Consider the following 21,404-nt stretch of genomic DNA (forward strand, 5'->3'; position numbering starts at 1 on the left):
ATGAAAGTCGCACTCGATGTCATGGGAGGTGATCGCGCCCCCGCCGTCAATCTCGCCGGGGCCAAGGACGCCCTGGCCTGCTATCCCTCCATCGAAAAGCTCTTTCTCGTAGGAGATCAGGGCGCCATCGAAGCGGAAGCCCCCACCCACGGCCTCGATCTGAAGGACCCGCGCCTCGAAATCATTCACGCCGCCGAGGTGATCAGCATGTGCGAGCCGGGCGCCACGACGATTCGCCGAAAGAAGCAATCCTCCATCTCGCTCGCCCTCGACCTCGTCAAGGCCGGGCGCGCCGATGCTTTCGTCTCCGCAGGCAATACCGGTGCCTGTGTCGCCGGCGCCCAAATCAAACTTCGCCTCATCCCCGGCATCGAGCGCCCCGGCATCGCCTCGGCGCTGCCGAATGAATTTGGTGCCTGTCACCTCCTCGATGCTGGCGCCAACCCGGAAGCCAAACCGTCCCACCTCCTCGGCTACGCCATCATGGGCAGCGCCTTTGCGACCGGTGTGATGGGCGTGAAGCGACCCAAGGTCGGCATCATGTCGAATGGTGAGGAAGACGAGAAGGGCACCGCCTTCACCAAAGATACCTTCAAGCTGATCAAGGAATTCACCGAGACCAGCAAGGCTCCCTTTGAATTCCTCGGCAACGTGGAAGGCCACGATCTTTTCGAATCCGAACTCGATGTCTGTCTCTGCGACGGATTTACGGGAAACGTTGTACTTAAAAGCTGCGAAGCCACCGCCAAGGCGATGTCGAAGTGGCTCAAGGCCTCCCTCACCGCCTCTCCCGTGCGCAAGATGGGAGCCCTCATCGCCAAGGGTGCCTTTGCCGAACTCAAGGAGCGCGCAAGCGCCGAGTCCTACGGCGGCAGTCCGCTTCTGGGCGTCAATGGCGTGGTGATCATCGCCCACGGCGGCTCCAGCGCCCTCGCCATCCGCAACGCCATCCGCGTGGGTGTCGAGAGCGTCAATCATCAGGTCAACCTGCACATTTCGGAGACCTTGGAACGTCTCAAGGGTTAGAATCCCAGGCGCCCCCCGCTGACGGGCTCCACCTTCCTTCGCCTGAAGCCCCGATGGCCCGCTCGGTAACTCGAGAGTCTATTCGCGGGCCCAACGACGGAGCCGCATCAGGCACCTCGCCCCTCCGCGAGTCCTGCTTAAGTCTCTCCATTCCTGGCGTCCGAACCACCGACGAGTTATGTCCTTTTCGGGGGAAGCCCAAGCGTCGCATTGAGTTCCGAGCGATCACGTTTGCTGATGAATCATGCTCTTGAACTGCTTCATCTCAAAACTTCGCGAAGCTTAACCAAGCTGATTTCTTCTTTACAGATCAACATCGGCCTCATAGCACATTGGAGGAAAGACCTTTTGATTATGTCTCCCTCCGGACGTATCCCCCTCCCTCAATCGAGATCACCCCTCCATGGTCTCGCCGTTATGATCGCCACTTCACCTCTCCTGGTTGCGGGTGAAATTGGAGCAAAAAGTTCCAAATCCATCATTGAACCGCCCCCGGATCCCAAGGGCTGGAGTTTGGGTGTGGGTTATGCACCTCTCCTCAACTCGTCCTCCTCCTTCTCCAACCGATCGCCAGGAATTGCAGGGGTTCCGCTCATCCCCCCGGGCCCCGTATTCGGCGATTATGACAATGGCTTTGTGCGACCTGATATCAGCGGACTCACCAGCTCGACAACGAATTGGGCCTATCAGGATGCCTCTCAGTATGATCCTTCAAATGGTGGAACACTCGCATTCACCTCAACAGCTGCAGGTGGCGCCCTTCCTTCCTTGAGCTATGGCGAGGATGATCCCGACGGCGAACTTGCTTTCGAGATTTTTGCAGAAATCGAACTCGGAAGGATCGGAGGCTCCTCATCTGCCATGACGTGGGGAATGCACGTGGGATTTCACTATGCGGATCTTGACTCCTCGGAAGCGGGAGTGGCTCGCGGCACCGCCACCCAGATCGTGGACCGCTTTCCCCTCGGTGGCGTCATCCCTCCCTTGGCACCCTACAGTGGGAGTTTCACGGGACCCGGCCCGCTTCTCGACACCCGCGCGACGCGTAGCAGCGCCAGCATCCCCGGAGGGTCACTGGTCAGTCGCAGCAACGATCTCCACACCAATCTTTTCACCCTGAATCTTGGCCCATGGATTTCCTATCATCCCAGCGAACGGTTCCAACTTCGAGCTGAACTCGGCCTTTCCCTCGCTCTTGCGGACAGCACTTACAAATACGCGTCAACGACTTCCCTCGCAAGCGGCAGCAGTGCATCGACTAGCGGACGGGTCAATGACCATTCCGTTCTTCCCGGTTTCTACATCGGTGCCATGACCAGCTACGCACTCAGTGAGCAAACCGGCCTCTATTTGAGCGCCCGATATCAGTATCTCGACAGCGTCACTATCAACACCTCCTCTGCCTCGGCTGACCTCTCGTTCGATGAAGCCTTCATCATCAGCGCAGGGCTTATTTTCAACTTTTGAGATCACCGACTCATGAAGCTCATCTCATTGCTCCTTGGTTCACTCCTTGGCACGGCTGCCAGTCAAAATCTTATCATCAATGGCGATTTCGAAGCTGGGGATTCAGGTTTCAGCTCGCAGTACCTATCAACTACCAACCTCACACCCGCAGAGACCTACGCAGTCCTGAGCAATCCAAGAACAGGCAACGGAGCCTTTTCCGCCATCGGCGACCATACCACGGGAACTGGTCTGATGCTGGTCGTCAACGGCTCGACTCGGGACGACTCACCCCATGCCTGGTCGCAGACGGTCGAGACTCGAACCCAGACCGACTATGTATTCTCACTTTGGGTCTCGAACGTGTTTGGATCCAGCCCGGGTGAGTTCTTTGTCCGCATCAATGGATCGCAGCTGGGCGATGCGATCGAAGTTCCGGCTGAGCTTGGCAAATGGACGCCGATTGAAAGGGTTTGGTCATCCGAGGACGACGCATCGGCGACGATTGAAATTGTCTTTACCAGCCGCGCCTTCGGCGGCAACGACACGGCGCTCGATGATTTTTCCTTCGTCAGCCTTCCCGGTTCTGCCCCCTGCCTACCCGATGACCCTGCCCTGGCTGACCTTTCCGAACTTCACGCTGAAGTCATCGTCCCGGGAAATGCCAATCCCTTCCTGGCGGGGCAAGCCGATGGCGCAAGCACGAAGGGCGATTCGGTTCCCCAACAATCGCCTGTCCTTGCCAGCGAGGTAGCTCCTGGAGACATTCTCTCATTCTCCGCCACTGGATCCGTCTCCTTCGGCGGCGCTTCAAATCCAACAACCCTTCCCGACGGAAGCGGACTTTATAGCAGCTCGTCAGCGCTCGGAATTGCCGGTTACAGTGGTGCCAATTCCCTGCCGGTCGACGCCTTGGTCGGGGTTTTCCTGAGCGACGCCATTCCGGCAAATCCGGCACCGGATGAATTTGTCTACCCACCGGAGGCGCGCAATTTCGAGGTTCTTGCACCGGGTCTCCGACAGATCTTCTTCATTGGCGATGGAGTGAATGATGCCGGAACCCGACAACAATTTGTCGTCCCCCCCGGAGCCACCCGACTTTTCCTCGGATCCTCCGATGGTTTCGGGTGGTATAATAATTCGGGCGAATTCGAGGTTTCCATCTGCCGCCTGAGCTCATCGATCTTCGGACCCCGGTTAGGCCCAACCACCATCCGCTTCGACCAACCCAGCTACACCATCGACCTCGGAGAAGAGGTCTCCGGAAACCTCGTGATGGAACCCATCCCAGAAGGCGGCCTCTACAGCCAGGGGATGACGGTGACGCTGCGAAGTCGAGACGGCACCCTAGCGGGCCTCATCACGCCTCAAGCTGCGGCCCTGCTCGATAGCGACGGCCCTCTGCTCAACGCCCAAGGCGTCAACTCTGCCGCTACCGGAACCGCCGGCATCAAGGGGAGCGGCTTCTTTTCCCAGGACCGGACAGTGAGCATCAACCCGGTTCTCTCGAATTTCCGCGCCACGGATCTCTCGCCGGGCACCTACGATTTGGCGATCGAGCCATGGAACGAACTTGGCCCTACTGAAGACATCTTCGTCACCGGACTCTGTCTAACACTGGACCCCTATATCACCTTCGGAACCGCCACCATTGAAGTGATCGGCACGCTGCTTCCCGAGATCACGATCTCCGGCCAGATCACCGTGCAGAAGCAAACCGGCTTACTGGAGCAACGATTGACTCTGGTCAACAATTCGGGCCGCGTCCTGAATGGGTTCCGGCTGTTCGTCGATGACCTTCCCGAAGGCGTCATCCTCTGGAATGCTCATGGCGAGATCGACGGCGTGCCCTACGTGGACTATTTCGGCGAGATCGCTGCGGGGGCGACATTCGAACTGCTCCTGGAATTCTATCGACCCAGCCGCGACCCCAATTTCACGCCATCTTTCCGTCTGGGACCGGTTGATTCGCTCCCGCCTCAGCCATCTACCAATCCCCTGCAACTCGACCTCCGCGTTGTCCGCAAGACTGCTTCAGGGATCATCGTCGAGTTCCTCACCGAGAAGGATCAGAACTACACCATCGAGTACAGCTCGGACATGCATCACTGGAATGTCAGCATGCCGCCGATCATCGGCACCGGCGAGCGCATCCAATGGCTCGACCAGGGGCCACCGAAAACCGAATCCGTCCCCACCGATAGTCGTTTTTATCGTGTTACCAACACCCCCGCACCATGAAATCCTCGATTTTCGCCGCCTTACTTCTGCTCCCGAATCTGCTCAATGCTCAGACTCCATCGCTTCCCACCATTACCGGATCCTGGATCAACGACGGATCGCCGCAGCGATCAATGATTCAGGCGATCGGCGTGAAGTTCGACCGCAATGTCGCTCCGCTCATTCAGCCTGAGGCCCTCACAGTTCGGAACATCGACACCGGAGAAATCGTCGACCTCAGTGGTGCCACCCTCCGCTTCGACCCCCGAAACAACACGGCGAGCTGGATCATTGGTCGCTCGACGACGGCACTCCTTCCCGACGGCAACTATATCGCCTGGTTCGATACCGATACACTCGTCACCGAGCGCGGTCGGGCGGCCTGCGCTGCATCGGCGACTCCCCTGGATGACTTTGTTTTCGGATTCCATCAGGTTTGCGGTGACGCCGATGGAGATCGCGATGTGGATTTCCGGGATGCCTGTGTCCTGCGCGAGACCTGGCAGCAGCAGTTCGGCCAACAACGGTACCTCTCGTACTTCGATTTCAACATCAGTGACTCGGTCGAGGAAAGCGACCGCAGCCTTGTAGCCGACACCTATTTCTCAGTCTTCCCTCCGGATCCTGCGATCCATCTTTTCCTCCGCAACGACACCGGTGACAGCTTCACCGACGGAGCCACCTCGCTCTACCACGCAGCCTTCAGCAGCGTCGACACTGGCGACGCCACTATCTGGCGAGCAAGCATCGATGGAGGGGCGTTCTCCGATATCACTCCAAAGGTGAGCAATGCCTCGGCGATCCTGGATGAATCATTCATCGATGGGCTCAATGGCACACCCCTCGCCCTCGGCCAGCACCAGTTGAAGGTTGAAGCACTCGCTGCCGATGGCTCGATCCTGGCAAGCTCGGAGCTCACCTTTGAATATCTCGGAGATGTGCCCTGCGCACCGTTTTTCATCACCACCCCACCTCCGGGTGTATCCCTCGGATCCGTGCGGGGTTCACAACCCCTCAGTCTTGCCAATTGGACCGTCGAGAACTATCCCGGCAGTCAGGGAGCCTCCAACTGGGTCCTCGCACCCGATGGCCTTTCGGTCGAGCAGACACGGAATGCCCAACCGTCGGCGCTCATCAGCAATCAGAGCCTGCTCAACCTGCGTGTTACCGGAACCTTCCGGGTCGACACCTCAGGTGACGACGACCTGATGGGCTTCATCTTCGGCTATCAGAACAGCAAGCAGTTCTACGTTTTCGATTGGAAACAGAACTCTCAAGGCTACGTCGGGGGAACCGCCCTTCGTGGCATGTCCATCAAACGCTTCGACGCCGGTGACCGCGATTTCACCGAACCGGACTTCTGGTGGTCGGATCGGGACAGGGAAAATACGACAGTCCTCTCACCCCCGAACGACATCCCCTGGAAGGACTTCCAGGACTATCAAATCACACTCGAGTTCACCCCTGGAAACATCGTCGTCGAGGTCCGGGAAGAGGGCGTCCTCCTTGATCGCCTCGAGGTCGCGGATGATACCTTCACCGGCGGTCGATTCGGATTCTACAACTACTCGCAGGACAGCGTCATCTATTCCGGTTTCACCACCGAACAGCTCGACAACGTCTACTACTACGACTCCGAAGCCGAAGATCCGGACGGCACCGGGATCACCTATTCCTTCGGAACGTCTCCAGGCGACATCCCGCCACCGCCCGGAGCAACGATCAACGCGGCGAACGGCACCGTCCTCTGGCAGCCAAGCGAGGCCGGAACCTTCACCTTCACCATCGTCGCCACCGATACGGATGGCCTTACCGACACTCAGACCTTCAACGTGGAGGTAACGCCGATCGATCTTCCGCCTACCATCACGATCAGGAAGACCGCGCCCTCGGTCTTGCCCGGCGAAGAGGTGGGAATTCAAGCGATCGCCTCCGATGATCAGCAGGTATTCCGCACCCGTCTCTTCATCGACGATGTCGAAGTGGATCCCAATGTCGGACAGGTGATGGTTTCGACCACCCGGACCTTCAGCACCATCGGCCAGGTCGAGCTACGCGCCATCGCGATCGACTCCGCCGATCAGGTCTCCGAGGTCGTTTCCTACATCCGGGTTCTTGACCCGAACGCTCCTGCCCCGGCGGGTCCCGGTCAGACGCCGATCGCTCCACCCGGCTCGACCGCTGGCAACGCCACCGACCTTCGCCCCCTGGTTTCCTTCCAGGCTCCTCTATCTCCGGCGGACGACCCGACGGCATTTCTCGGCACCGTTGATCCAAATGGAGGCACCCTCGCCCACTGGCTGTTAGAGTGGGCTCCCGCATCAAAAGCCAATCCTGCCAATTTGAACGATCCGAGCGTGCTGTGGCAGAAGATCGCCGAAGACACGGTCCCGAAAAGTGCCGAACTCCTCGCCAACATCACCCCTGCCAACTATCCGAATGAACTGATCACCTTCCGTCTCAGGGCGGAAAACACCAACGGGCTGGGAAGAATCACCGCGATCACCTTCAATCCGACTTCGTCCACAAACACAGCGCCTCCGCCTCAAACGACCGGTAGCGGCTCGGGAATCCGTCCCACCGCGGCCTTTACCGCCCCCCTTGGACCGGCAGACGACTCCACCAGGATCCGTGCGGACATCAGTGCGAATGGCGGGACACTCCGTAGCTGGGTTCTCGATTATGCGCCACGCACCCAGGTCGACCTCGGCAGTCTCTCGGACAGCAACGTCTCCTGGACTTTCCTCGCCCGGGGCACCACGCCTCTTTCAAACGGACTTCTCAAGGAACTCGATCCCGCAAGCTTGCCGAACGAACCCCTGGTTTTCCGCCTTTCAGCCTTCAATGAGAGCAATCTCGGCACGGTGGTCGGCATCGTTTTCAATCCGTCCGCCAACAACAACTTCAGCTCGCCCTCGACGCCATCCGGCAACAATCCCGCGACAGGCCAACGTCCGGTGACCCGCATCACCTCGCCTCGCACTCCGACGGACGACAAGACGATGCTGATCGGCTCCGTTCTCGCCAATGGTGGAACGCTTGATCGCTATATCGTGGACTACGCGCCGCTCGGTGATGTGAATTCGAACGACCTGTCGGATCCCTCCGTTGCCTGGACCGAGCTGGTTCCGGGTAACAGCGAGAAAACGGATGAAACCCTTGCGCCGCTGACAGATCCTGTTTTCGACAACGGAAAATGGGTGATCCGGCTTCGGGCCTTCAACAGCAATGGCCTTGGGTCACTTGCCACGACCACCCTCGACAGTGGAGACCAGTCGGTTCCGAGTGTCGCCTTCACCTCCCCCGCTCCGGAAAGCGACCTCAGCTACATCACCGACATTCGCGGAACGATCTCCGCGGGTTCAGGTGTGTTGGACGAATGGACGCTCGAATACGCCCCAGCGGATTCGGTGAGCCTGAACAACCTGAACGCGGCCGCCGACTGGGTTGAGCTTGCCCGCGGAAACACACCGCTGGACGATGCCAAGCTGGGCAGCTTCGACCCGAGCCTGCTGCGCAACGGCAGCTACATCCTCAGACTCCGCGCATTCAATACCTCCGGGCGCGGGTTTGCCGATGGACTGATCGTCTTCGTCTGCGGCCAGACCAAGCTTGGAAACTTCCGTATTGAATTCGAAGACCTGAACATTCCCGTCTCCGGGATTCCGATCAAGGTTCGCCGGATTTACGATTCGCTCGATACCGGCCACCAGGGAGACTTCGGTCCCGGCTGGAGCCTTGCCCTTTGCGAAGCCGATCTAACGGAAACCGTTCCGGACACCGGCGCCGATTTCTTCAATGCCACACCCTTCGAGGTCGGAACCCGCGTTTTCATCACCTCACCCACGGGAGAGCGTCTTGGTTTCACCTTCAACGTCCGGGACCGTCGCAACAGCTTTCTCTATACGACCTACGCCCCCTATTTCGTCCCGGACCCCGGTGTCGTTGAGACCCTGAGAATTGCCCCGCGCAACTACGAACGGGTTGAATTGGGAGAAGACGGCGCGGTCTACACCGTCGGACTGCCCTTCGGCTACAACCCGGACTCCTACATCCTCACCACCGGCGACGGGCTCGAATATGAGTATGATCAAAGATCGGGGCTCAAACAGGTCAGTGATGGAAACGGCAACAAACTCACTTTTTCGCGCAACGCCATCGAGCATTCCGATGGAACCAGCGTTGGCATCAGCCGGGACGCCAAAGGGCGGATCACAAAGATCACCGACCCCGCTGGCGAATCCATCCAGTACCAATACGACACCCTCGGACGCCTGCGCTTCGTGACCGACCGCACCGACGCCAAAACCGAGTTTGTCTATGCCAGCCCCCGACGGCCGAACTACCTCACTGAAATCATCGACCCCCGTGGGATATCGGCCGCCCGTTCGGAGTACGATGATGATGGCCGACTGATCCGACAGATCGATCCGCGCGGAAATGCCGTCGGCTTTTCCTATGACCCGGTCGCCATGACCCAGACGTTTACGGACAGGTTGGGCAACACGGCGGTCCAGGAATTCGACACCCTCGGCAATGTTGTCCGCGGAATCGATACCGAGGGTGGCGTCACCACCTTCGAGTACTATCCCGGCACCACCCAACAAAAATACTCGATTGACCAGGTCGGCAATGTTGTCAGCCGGGCCTACGACGCCAGAGGCAACCTGATCGCGGAAACAACGGGTGCTTCCACCGGCGAAGATCCCGCCAATCCCTCAACGGGGTTCACCACCCGCATCGAGTTCAACGACAGCAACGACCCGACAAGCATCGTCGATGCCAGAGGGAACGCTGACGAAATCGACTACGACCCTGCGACCGGCTCGGTCACGGGCATGACCTCGGCGGTCAATGCCGGCGGTTCCGGCACCGTCTTCACCTACTATCCCAATGGAGACATCCAGACCCTGACCGATCCCGCGGGTAACATCACCAGTTATGCCTATCTTGACCGAGGGCAGCCGGGATTCGACGACGGAGGTCTTGCCGACGCGACCCGCATCGTCGATTCCGAGTTGCGCAATCCGAACGGCGATCTGTTCCGCAAGATCCGCTCCTATCTCGATTCACAGCGTCTGACCTTGCGGCGCATCAACTATCGCACGCTGCCTGGAGGAACGGAACAGGCGATCGCGGTCGACCATACCTACACGCCCGAGGGCGATCTCGAGCTGACCATTCAACCGAACGGTCGCATTGAGGAAAATCGATACAACGAGGTCGGGCAACTGACGGCGATACTGGTTTGGAAAAACCAAGCCGACTTCGATGCCGGCAACGAATCCGAGGCACGCGTCACCCGCTTCGATTACGACGCGAGCGGCAACATGATCAAGACGACCTTTCCCGACTTGTCGGCGGTCACCTCGACCTATGACGCCGAAGACCGCCGGATTTCAGAAACCGATGCCCTTGGAAGAACGACACGCTACGAATATGACGGCGAAGATCGGCTGCGCTTCACCATCTTTCCCGACGATACGCCCGACGATCCTGACGACAACCCGCGCACCGAAGCTGTCTATGACCTCGCCGGGCGTCAGACGGACTTCTACGACGAAATGGGGAACCGCACCGAGATGCAATATGACAACCGCGATCTTGAGATTGCGCGGATTCAGCATCTTGCGGGAGGTGTCCAGCTGGTCACGCGTTACGAATACGATGCCGATCGCAACCGGGTGGCAGTGATTGATCCCGAAGGCAACCGCACCGAAACGGTCTACGATGCCGGCGGCCGCCCGGTGGAGGAAATCTTCCCGGCTACTGCCCAGAACGGCACCACCCGCACCCACATCAACTGGGATGAAATCGGCCGCCGCAGCGAACTCATCGACGAGGAAGGACGGGGCAAGAAGTTCACCTACGACGGACTCGGGCGCATCTCGAAAGTCGAGTATCTCGACGAAAACGGCAGCCCCGTCTCCGGCGGCGACGGAAAGGTGGAATACGAATACGACGAGGTCGGGAACCGCACGGCACAAATCGACGCCAATGGCAACCGCACCGAGTTCACTTACGATGCCCTCGGCAACCGCACCTCCCGCACCCTTCCTGGCGGTGCCACCGAGACGTTCACCTACGACGCCTACGACAACATGGTGACTCACACCGACTTCGCCGGCTACACGACCCGCTACGCTTACGACAGGCTTGACCGAATGACGGAGATCACCGCCGACATCGGCCATCCCTCGCTCGCATTCGATCATGCGCCCGCACGGATCATCTTTACCTACGCGGCAGACGGCAACCAGCTCACCAGCACGATCCTGAACAACTCGGGCGACATCATCTCGTCCGAGTCCAACACTTACGACGAGCGCTCCAGACTGACGGGCAAGAGCACTCTGACAGGAGCCCTGAGCTACACCTGGCAAGACAACAACTTGCTCACTTCAACCCGAAGCGATGGGGCTGATGGAATCGACCTCGAATACAGCTATGATGCCGCCAACCGCCTGAGCTCGGTTATCGACAATCGGACCGGTTCGACCACTTCCTACACTTACGATCTCAACGGCAACCTCTCGTCCACCACCTATGGCAGCGGAGTGGAACATGCCTTCAGCTACGACGACCGAAACCGCCTGATCGGCCTCGAGATCTCCGACAGCTCGAGTAGCGTGATCGACAGCTTTGCCTATGAGCTCAATCCCCGGGGAGACCGCTCACGGATGTCGCGCGCGGGCGGCCGCATTCACGACTACACCTACGACGATCTCTATCGTCTTCGTTCGGAGAACCTCCGTGGCGGAGCCGCATCCGATAATGGCTTGGTCGAGTATGACCTCGACAAAAACGGAAACCGTCTCGCCCGTAACAGCAGCGTCCCAGCCATCTCCTCCCAGTCCATGGGCTACGATGCCGATGACCGGATGATCGGGACAAACTACGACGCCAACGGAAACACCCTGACGTCGCCCCTCACCAACCCGACCTACCAGGGCACCGATGTCTACGATTTCCGCAACCGCCTGATCCGGAGAACCAAGATCGACAGTTCCGTGGTTGATTTGCTTTATGATGCCGAGGGAATCCGCATATCAAAAACCATCACGTCTGGGGCAACTCGTGAGACAACCCAATACCTGATCGATGACATCAATCTGACGGGATACAGTGAAGCCGTGGAAGAGCGGAACGAGTCGGGTGGCGTAGCAGCCGCTTACTCTTTCGGCTCAGACCTGATCTCCCAAAGGTTGTCACCTGCGGCGTCGGAACACTATTTCCTTTACGACGGCAGTGGAAGCGTCGCGGCGCTTCTTGATGCTACCGGCGCTGTGATTGAGCGCTACTTCTACGATGCCTACGGCAAACTGCTGGGACCTGCGACGGGGGTGATGAGTGAATTCCTCTACCGTGGCGAACGCTTTGATTCGGACCTCGGGCTCTACTACCTGCGTGCCCGCTACTCGGATCCCAACACAGGACGCTTCTGGAGTGCGGATCGTTTTGACGGGTTCTCCGATGAACCTCTTTCACTCCACCGCTACCTCTACGCCAATGCAAATCCGGTCACCAACTTCGACCCTAGCGGATTCTTCAGTATCATGGGGATTCAGGTAAGCTTCCAAATCCAGTTCAATCTCCGAAAGGTCCAGGCTTACCACATTGAGCGAGCCACCCAGGTTCTAGCCAAGAAGCTCTTGGAGACCTCGATCTTGCTGGCGGAACGCTACCTCGATTTCCGTGGATTCGCCCGCCTGACCGTTCCGGGAATTGGTGTTCCCGTCTTCGATCCTAGGCGTCCTCAACTTCCTTTGGGAGACTACGGGTTCCTGATGGCGGATATGATCTACTCGCAAAGCCTCGCCTTCTTCAAGGCCGCCTTCGCCGCCAAAGTAATCTCAGTGATTGCTGGAAGCATCGCCCCCAAATTCACCGATATCGTTAAACCGAAATACAAGCTGACATTCGTGCAGCAGGCCATTTTCCAGATAGGAAAATTCGGAGCCAGAAAGTTGGGGACTTACGCGAAAGATTCAGTTACTGCAGCTCTGAACAAAAGTGCCCTCTACCGCCTGGTTGTGGCAACACGGGATGTTTGGGTCCTGCTTCAGAAAATCAAGTCAGCCGCCGAGAATGTCTCGAAATTCCTCCCCCTTCCCCTGATGGCCTATGACTACTATCGCATCAATGAGGAGGCACTCGCCCAGTCTCCGTAAAAGAAACCGTGGCCGGGAATCACTCAGTTCCCGAGCCACAGCCCCTTCTCACAGCTTCCATCGGTTTCCCTGGTAAGCGGGACCGATGGTGCCTCCCAGCCGTCTCAGAAGCGCGCCACCCAACACTTGAAAGTCAACGGTCTGTTCTCGGCTAAACCACCAGGGCGATCAAGTTAGGGAGAGAATCGACTCCAGCTGAATTCTTTCGGACCAAGATGGATAGGATCCCCCGTCGCCAAGGCTATGGCGGGACAGGTGGATAGGATTTTGAAATCATGGTCCTCAGTTCAGGCTAGAATTGAGGTTCAACCATGACGATCATCACCGAGATAGTTGGATTTCGCTGCCTTCATCCTATTTATCCTATCCATCCTGGTCCAATCCCTTCCCTAGCTTGATCGCCTTGGCTAAACCACCTTCTTCCGCCCGGTAATCAGCTTCCTGACGTCTTCGAGAATCAGATAGATGCAGGGCACGAGGAACAAGGTGATCACGGTGGCAAAGAGAATTCCGAAGCCCAACGAAACGGCCATGGGAATCAGGAAACGCGCCTGGATATCCGTTTCAAGAAGCATCGGCATCAGCCCGGCAAAGGTCGTCAACGAGGTCAGGATGATCGCGCGGAATCTCCTGGCGCCGGCATCCCGCGCGGCCATCCAGATACTGTTGCCTTCACGGTGACGGTTCACGAAGTCCACCAGCACCAGCGAGTCGTTCACCACCACTCCGGCCAGCGCCACGAGGCCGCACATCGACATGATGGAGAGATTCATGCCCATCAGCACGTGTCCCCCGACGGCACCGATCAGGCTGAAAGGAATCACCACCATGATGATCAGCGGCTGCCAGTACGAGCGCAGCGGAATGGCGATCAGCACATACATGCCGATGAGCGCGCCCACGAAACCGATGCCCATTTCACGCATGCTGTTAGCCTGGTCCTTCTGTTCGCCTTCCTGAATGTAGCGCACCCCAGGGAACTCATCGGAGACCTTGCCCAGCACGTTGGGACTGAAGTCGCGCATGATGTCATTGGCATTCGTGAACTCATCGACATCGCCGGTGATCTTGACCGAGCGCTGGCGGTCGGTGCGGTTGATGACGGCAGGGCCGCTTCCAAAGCCATATTCCACCACCTGGCGAAACGGAATTTCAGACCCGTCCTGGGTGCGGATCTTCATCGATTCCAGTGACTCCAATGTTCTGCGGTCGTGCTGGGGAAAGCGGATCATGACCTTCACCTCGTCACGCCCACGCTGCAATCGCTGTGCTTCGTTGCCGTAAAAGGCATCGCGCACCTGCATCGCCACATCCTCCAGCCGAAGACCAGCTGCCTTTCCCGACTGGGTCAGGCGGATCAGCCGCAACTCGTCCTTTCCCTTCCGCGTCGAGTCCGCGATGTCGATGGCTCCGGGATACGCGGCAAGCTTCTCCTTGACCCAGTTGGTCGCCCTCATGAGCTGGTCCAGATCAGGTCCCACCAGGATGAAATCGAAGGCGTTTCCGCCACCGGCGGCCTCGGATCTGAAATTGAGATCCACCAGTCCGGGAATCTCGCCGACTTCGCTGCGCCACTGTTCGATCACCTGCTTGGTCGTCACTTCCCGGCCTGCTGCGGGGGTCAGCTCGAGGGTCACTTCCCCGAGGTGCGTCCCCTTCGGCGGGCCACCCGGTCCCATACCGGTCTGAAGAGGCTGCGAACCTGAGCTCGCGAGGATATGTCGGAGCACCGGTTCGCCATCCTTGTTCTTCAGCTGGTTGCCGACCTTGATCGCCGCAGCTTCCAATCGTCCAGCCACCTCCTGCGTCGCGGAAAACGGCACGCCCTGGGGGAGCTCAAACTTCGCAGCCAACACATCGCCTTCCACCTCGGGGAAGAACTTGAACTTGATGTGTCCACCCGCGACGAATCCCAGCGCCATGATGAAGATCCCGATGAATATCGCCCAGGTCACATAGCGAGCTCGCAGCGCCCGCTCCAGCAGCGGCGTGTAAGCATGGATCACAAACCACTCAAGACCGTCGGCAATCCTCCGCTGCAGACGGAACAAGGGATTCGACGGCTTCTCCTTCCTGTGCGGTGAGAGCAATGACAGGTGTGCCGGAAGCACGAACTTCGACTGCAGCAACGAGAAGGCCAAAGTCGGAATGACGATCAAAGGGATGTTCGGCCAAATCTTTCCGCTCACACCACTGAGACCCAACATCGGAGTGAAGGCCATCATCGTGGTCAGCACGCCGAACACCACCACCGTTCCCACCTCATGGGTTCCCTTCCACGCCGCTTCTCTCGGATGTTCTCCTTTTTGGATTCGCGAGTAGACATTCTCGCCGGTCACAATCGCATCATCCACCACGATCCCCAGCACCAGAATGAAGGAGAAGAGCGAGATCATGTTGATTGAAATGCCCATCTCCGGCATCAGCAAAATCCCTCCGGCAAAGGAAACCGGAATCCCAAGTGCGACAAGAAAAGCCAGGGAAGGACGCAGAAACAGGGCCAGCACGCCGAGGACCAGAAGAAGTCCAACCACCGCATTGCGGGTCAGCAGATCGAGACGCCCTTGGAGATAGGAACTTTGATCATTCCAGATCGCTACGGAAACTCCTTCCGGAAGCCGGTCCTTCGCCTGTTCGACATACTCTCTAACAAGTCCCGCCAAGGTCAAGGTGTCCTCATTGCCCACCCGATAGACATTTACCAGCACCGCGTCCTTGCCGTCGAAGCGAGAGGCCAGATCGACATCTTCAAAGGCATCCACCACTTCAGCGACGTCCTCGAGCAGGATCTCGGAACCGTCGGCCATGCTTGCCACGGGGATCGTCCGGAATTCGTTCGCATTGAAGCGTTTTCCGAGCGCCCGCAGAATCAACTCGCCGCCCTCGGCACGGATCGAACCGCCCGGCAAGTCCACCGAGGTTCGCTTCACGGCATCGGCGACCTGCTTGTGGGTCAGCCCCAGCTCTCGGAGCCGCTGCTCTGATACCTCGATCGAGATTTCATACTCGCGGGTGCCAGCGATCGACACCTGTGAAATCGTCTGCTTCCCGCGGAAGAAGTTGGCGAAAAAGTCTCCAAAGGTCGTCGCGCCCTTCGACTCGAAAGTCATCAGGTCATCGCGGATCTGCTCCGCCAGACGAGTCAGAGTTTTCTCGTCGACCGGCCGATCCGTGGTGATCGCCAAATTCATCACCGGATTCTTGATGACGACCTCTTCAAGCAAGGGCTTCTCTGCCTGTTCGGGAAAGTTGTCGATGGCATCGACGCGGCTCTTCACGCTATCCATCACATCGCGGAGATTGTATCCGGCGATGAGATCAGCCGAGACCGTCCCCATGTTCTGGCTCGCAGTACTGCGGATCGTCTCAATTCCCGTCAGGTCGGCAATGGCCTCCTCGACCGGCACACACACCCCGCGTTCGACTTCTTCCGGAGTGGCATTGGGATACGGGATCCTGACCAGCACCGTATCAATCGTCGTCTCGGGAAAGATCTCCTTCTTGAGCTGAAACCAGGTCGCAAAGCCCGTCAGCAAGACCGCCAGCATCAGGAAGTTTCCCGCCACGTGGTTCTTGGTGAACCATTTGATCAAATTCTCCATACCCGCTAGTTCTTGGACTCCTCACCTTCGTCGAGTTCCTTCACCTCCAGCACCTTCATCCCCACCACCGGAGCATTGAGGCGGGTCAGCACCAGTCGATCCCCCGCTTCGAAATCACCTCGGACGACCACCTCTTCACGCGAGGTGCGCACGATCTCCACCGTCCGTTTTTCAATAATCGAGTCCTCGCCCTCGACCACCACCCACACTTCCGACGAGCCCCTCAACGCCCGACGCGGAATCTCCGCCACTCCATCCAATCGGGTCCCGGAAACCTCCGTCCTTACGAACAAGCCGACTTTCGGATAATTTCCGTCCTCGGATGGCAGCACTCTGGCGATGGCATAACCTGATAGAGTCGAGCGCTCCACCTCGCCTTCAATCCGGTCCACCACGGCCGGCCATCTTTCAACCCTTGCCCCGACCTGGGCGGTCAGGGTGATTTCCTGCTTCTTTCCCTCTTCGGGGACGAGTCCGAAATCCCGCAGTGAGAATGGCAGTCTGACTTCGAGATCCTCGTCGGAATAGAGCTCCGCCACCATCGAGCCGGGAACCAACACCGCCCCCTTCTCGACGCCGGCCTCCCGGATTCTGCCGCTGAATGGAGCTTTCACTTCCGTGCGCTCAAGATCCCTGACCGCCCGCTCCACCTCTTCCGTGGCTGAAGCCAGACGGGCTTCGGCACTCTTCAAATGGGGAACCCTTTTCACCAGATCGGGGATCTCCTCATTCCCCTTCCTCAGTTTCAGCCAGTCCCTCTCGGCCTGCTTCTGCCGGGCAATTTCCAGATCGCGGTTCAGCACGGCGTCCGCTTCCGAAGACTCGGCCCGCGCCAATGCCGCCGTGTAGTCGGCCTTGTCGATCCAGGCCAGCACCTCACCCTCCTCGACCGCACCTCCATCAATCAGCTGGTCGGAAATCTTGACGACCTTCCCCGAGACTTCCGCCGCCACCCTGACCTCCCGTCGGCTTCTAACAACACCCTCGCTGGTGATCTTTGGCGAATAGCTCCCTACCTCCAACGGCATGGTGACCACGGTGGGAAGCGTCACCTTCACCTCTCCAGGAGTCGACTCGACTTTGTTCACGACAAACATCACGGCAACGCCGATCGACCCGAAAAGTATCGCCAGAACCAGGACAAACGACATCACCGCGCGGATCTCGCCGCGACGCTCGGACTCATGATTGATCTCAACTTCTGCTTCGTTCATTTGCTCGTCACTTTATAGTCACCACCAAGAGCCAGATGCAGGTTCACCCGGTTGTCCAGTCGGAGGCGGCGCAAGGTCAGCCGCTGGGTTGCAAGATCGATTTGGCGGGTTTGCGAGGCCAGCAGTGTCAGCACATCACCGGTCCCGAGGGCAAATTCTTCCCGCGAGGATATCGCACCGTCTTCCGCCAGCTTATGGGCGACTCCGATCGACGCTTCACGGCTCGCCAGATACTTGTCGGCCGCCAGCGCTGTCTCCACCTCGCCGAATCCACTCAGCACGGTCTGTTGGAGATTCGCCAAAGCCTCCTGCTCCTCCGCGCTTCTAACATCCAGATTGGATCTGAGTGCGCCGCCGCTCAGGATCGGCTGAGCCGCTTGCCCGGCGATCGACCAAACCCCAAAACTGCTATCCAGGATGTTGTTCAACTGATTGGTGCTCGTCCCGCCACTCCCGGTCAGCGAAAAGCTTGGATAGAACGCCTTGCGGGCTTCTTCCTCACGCTTGCCCGCAGCGGCGAACTGACGTTCGGCGGCAAGAATGTCGGGACGGCGGAGCAACAACTCCGAGGGAAGCCCCGATGGAGGGAAGCTTGGAACACCCGGAAGCGACGCCGATCCCGCAAGCTCTGCCGACGGGTAGCGACCCAGCAGGATTTCCAACTGCCTCTGGACCTGATCCCTCTCGCCCTGTCTCTGCGCAAGATTCGCCCTTGCGGTCGCGACATCCGTCTCAGCCAGGCGAAGCTGGGATGCCGTCGCTCCGGCATCTCCCGCCGCAAGCTCGAAGCGCCCGCGAATCAACTCCGCGGTATCTTCACGGATTTTGAGCGATTCCTCAGCCAGCGCAATCTGTTCGTTGGTCTCGGCCAGCAGCAGCCAGGCACGAACTACCTGAGCGGCGAGCGACGCTCGGGCTCCCCGATAGACATTTCCCTGCGCCTGGAGGTCCGCCAGAGCCGCTGACTCACCCGCCCGGATCTTGCCCCACAGATCGATCTCCCACTGCAGATTCAGACTCGCTCCGTAGGCATTGGAAATCGAGGAACCTGACACGCCCGGAAAGCCGATGAAGTTCTGTTTGCTGCGTGAACCGTTCACCGCCGCATTCAATTGCGGTCGGGCCGCCGCGCCGGCTCCGCGGGCAACGGACGAGGCCCGCTCGACCCGCGCCGCCGCCGCTTGCAGGTCGCGGTTCGAGGCGTAGGCCTCCGAAACAAGTTGGCTCAAGCTACGGTTGCCAAAGCGGTCGACCCACTGGTCATCAATGCCCGCCTTCGCCTGGCGCGTCGCCGTCCAAGCCCCTGGCGCATCGGCGGCTTCTCCCATCCGGCTGTCAGGCGGCATCACGGCACAAGCCGCAAAAACCAGCCCCAATGCCCCCATTAGAATTCCCTGTTTCGTCCGCATAGGAATGCTCAAAATAGAAACTCTTCCTGCGGACCCTTGGAGCGGGCTTCCGCTTCTGCCGATTGACTTTCCCCATCTGCTGGCGACGACCCCTTCTTCATCGGCGACTCAGCCGGTGCGATCTCCTGCCTCATGCCGGCCGCCCCAAAACGAATGAAGCGCGACAAAGTCGTTTCCATGCTGGGATTTCCTGACGCCCCCTGGGTGAAACGATTCAAGGTATCGCCGTGAGCCATCGAATGAATCATCGATCCGACCATGAAATGGACCCGCCACAGCAATTCCTCCTCACCCACTCCAGGCAAGGCCTTCTTAAAAGCCTTTTTGAAACGGATCAGCATCAGCTGAAACCCCTGCTCCACCGATTTCGGCATCATCCCACCCCGGTCGCCGAGACAACGGCCCATCAATTTATAGAACATGTTCTCCGAAAGCTCGCTGCGCCGCACTTGCGTGACGAACGGTCTCACAAAGGCATCCAGCACTTCCTCCAGCGCGAGCGACTTGCTGCCCGATCTCTTCTCCAACGCCTCAAGACGCGCCAAGCGCTCGTCATTGATCGGATTGATATAGCGCTCCATCACCAACTCGACCAAGTGCTCGCGGCTGTTGAAGTGATAGTTCACCGCAGCAACGTTCGCGCCCGCCTTCTCGGTAATGTCCCTCACCGACACCGCATCGAATCCCTGCTCGGAAAACAACAACTCGGCAGCCTCCAGCAATCGCTGGCGAGTCGCAACCCCACTCGCGGCCTTGGACTTCGTCTTCGTCATCTGGCGGCAAACTGTCTCAAAAAATCATGCTGTCAAACACTCGATTGAATAAGCCGTTTCGCGAGCCAACAAGACACTGATCAATAGCGTCTTACGAGCTTGTGAATTTTTTCACAAGCTACCCCTTGCCGTTTAACAAAGCCATGACAATGTTCACCGCATGATGACTCATGGGAATTCAACAGCGCGCAAGGTTTTGATCATCGGGGGTGGTTTTGCGGGTCTTGAGTGCGCCCGGAAGCTCGCCGGCGACGCCCGTTTCGAGGTCACGCTGGTCGACCGCACCAATCATCATCTTTTCCAACCCCTACTCTATCAGGTGGCCGCGGCATCTCTCGCCGCTCCGGATATTGCCCGCTCGATTCGGCAAATCCTCACCAAGGCGAAAAACGTCACGGTGCTGATGGACGAAATCGAGAAGCTCGATCCCCCGTCCAAGACCGCCCTCGGCGCGTCGGGCACCGAATACCACTGGGACTACCTGCTGCTTGCCGCCGGAGCACGAACCTCATTTTTCGGCAACGCGGAATGGGAACAGCACACGCTCGGGCTCAAGTCACTCGCCGATGCCCAGACCGTCCGCCGCACGATCCTCACCAATCTCGAACGAGCCGAGCGCAGCGAAGACCCCGCCGAGCAGAGGAAACTCATGACCGTCGCGATCGTCGGCGGAGGTCCCACGGGCGTCGAGCTCGCCGGTTCATTTGCAGCCCTGCTCCGGCAGTCGATGAAGGATGAATTCCGCCACCTGAAAACCTCCGACCTCCGGATCGTCCTCATCGAAGATTCAAAACGCATCCTCTCGACCTTTGACGATGATCAGAGCGAATATGCCAGGCATCGACTGGAGTTACTGGGTGCCGAAGTTCTCACCGGCCACCGCGTCAGCCAGGTCGACGAGCATTGCTTGAGATTTGCCGACGGAACGTCGTTGGAAGCCGCGGCCATCATCTGGGCCGCCGGCGTCGAAGCCCATCCGCTTACCCGACAGCTTGGCGTCCCGCTGGCGGATCCCGCCGGGCGCATCACACCCGAACTCGACCTCTCACTTCCCGGCCGCCCCGACATCTTTGTCGCCGGCGATCTGGTGAGAATGAGCGACCGCGAGGGAGTCGCCGTTCCCGGTGTCGCTCCCGCCGCGGTTCAGATGGGCCAGCATGTCGCCAAGGTTCTCAAAGAAGAATTGCGGCTTGAGAAGACACGCTTTGCCGAAAAAAAGCACGGCCTGCGTCCGCAATTCCGCTACTTCGACAAGGGCCTGATGGCGATCATCGGCAAGAACGTCGCCGTGGTGAAATCCGGCAAGCTCAAGCTGCGCGGCTATCCTGCCTGGCTCGCCTGGCTGCTCGTCCACATCCTTTTCCTGATTGGCTTCCGGAACAAGCTCGCCGTGCTGTTGGGCTGGGCCTTCGCTTACCTAAAAAATGAGCCCGAAGCGCGCATCATCGTCCACCCCCCGGCCGAGCACCCGTAGCGCGATGGCTCACAATCAACTCGTCGTTAGCCTCATCCGTCCTCACTCTTCCCCAACCCCAGAGGAAAC

9 protein-coding genes are annotated in these 21,404 nt (G+C 58.8%); 5 read left to right on the forward strand and 4 right to left on the reverse strand.

Annotated features, from left to right (window positions below; translation table 11 throughout):
- The 4 genes from plsX (at position 1) to ACFQY0_RS06905 (ending at position 12,863) form a co-directional block, all read left to right on the forward strand.
- On the forward strand, positions 1 to 1,026 hold the full coding sequence (gene plsX, locus ACFQY0_RS06890) for a phosphate acyltransferase PlsX (protein ID WP_379710696.1): 1,026 nt from the start codon (positions 1 to 3) through the stop codon (positions 1,024 to 1,026).
- 636 nt (positions 1,027 to 1,662) lie between these two features.
- A complete protein-coding gene (locus ACFQY0_RS06895; RefSeq protein WP_379710698.1) occupies positions 1,663 to 2,493 on the forward strand; it encodes a hypothetical protein in 831 nt (276 codons plus the stop codon).
- A gap of 12 nt (positions 2,494 to 2,505) precedes the next feature.
- Positions 2,506 to 4,713, forward strand: coding sequence for a hypothetical protein (locus ACFQY0_RS06900; protein ID WP_379710700.1), 2,208 nt, complete (start codon positions 2,506 to 2,508; stop codon positions 4,711 to 4,713).
- Complete coding sequence (locus ACFQY0_RS06905; protein ID WP_379710702.1) at positions 4,710 to 12,863, forward strand: RHS repeat-associated core domain-containing protein; 8,154 nt, start codon at positions 4,710 to 4,712, stop codon at positions 12,861 to 12,863. The genes ACFQY0_RS06900 and ACFQY0_RS06905 overlap by 4 nt, the downstream gene beginning before the upstream one ends.
- Positions 12,864 to 13,270: 407 nt before the next feature.
- Here the strand turns inward: ACFQY0_RS06905 and ACFQY0_RS06910 are convergent, their stop codons facing one another.
- The 4 genes from ACFQY0_RS06910 to ACFQY0_RS06925 are packed head-to-tail and all read right to left on the reverse strand — an operon-like array spanning position 13,271 to position 19,861.
- Positions 13,271 to 16,465 carry an efflux RND transporter permease subunit gene (locus tag ACFQY0_RS06910; RefSeq protein WP_379710704.1) on the reverse strand — a complete coding sequence of 1,065 codons (3,195 nt, stop codon included), beginning with the start codon at positions 16,463 to 16,465 and terminating at the stop codon, positions 13,271 to 13,273.
- Between the two features lie 5 nt (positions 16,466 to 16,470).
- Positions 16,471 to 17,679 (reverse strand): efflux RND transporter periplasmic adaptor subunit, encoded by a 1,209-nt coding sequence (locus ACFQY0_RS06915; protein ID WP_379710706.1) that lies wholly within the window; start codon positions 17,677 to 17,679, stop codon positions 16,471 to 16,473.
- Positions 17,676 to 19,088, reverse strand: coding sequence for an efflux transporter outer membrane subunit (locus ACFQY0_RS06920; protein WP_379710708.1), 1,413 nt, complete (start codon positions 19,086 to 19,088; stop codon positions 17,676 to 17,678). Before ACFQY0_RS06920 ends, ACFQY0_RS06915 begins: the two co-directional genes overlap by 4 nt.
- Before the next feature lie 8 nt (positions 19,089 to 19,096).
- A complete protein-coding gene (locus ACFQY0_RS06925; protein ID WP_379710710.1) occupies positions 19,097 to 19,861 on the reverse strand; it encodes a TetR/AcrR family transcriptional regulator in 765 nt (254 codons plus the stop codon).
- A gap of 160 nt (positions 19,862 to 20,021) precedes the next feature.
- Here ACFQY0_RS06925 and ACFQY0_RS06930 point away from each other — a divergent pair, with 160 nt between their 5' ends.
- Positions 20,022 to 21,335 (forward strand): NAD(P)/FAD-dependent oxidoreductase, encoded by a 1,314-nt coding sequence (locus ACFQY0_RS06930; RefSeq protein WP_379710712.1) that lies wholly within the window; start codon positions 20,022 to 20,024, stop codon positions 21,333 to 21,335.
- Positions 21,336 to 21,404 lie beyond the last annotated feature (69 nt).

It is taken from the genome of Haloferula chungangensis, from assembly GCF_042664875.1.
GTDB lineage: Bacteria > Verrucomicrobiota > Verrucomicrobiia > Verrucomicrobiales > Akkermansiaceae > Haloferula > Haloferula chungangensis.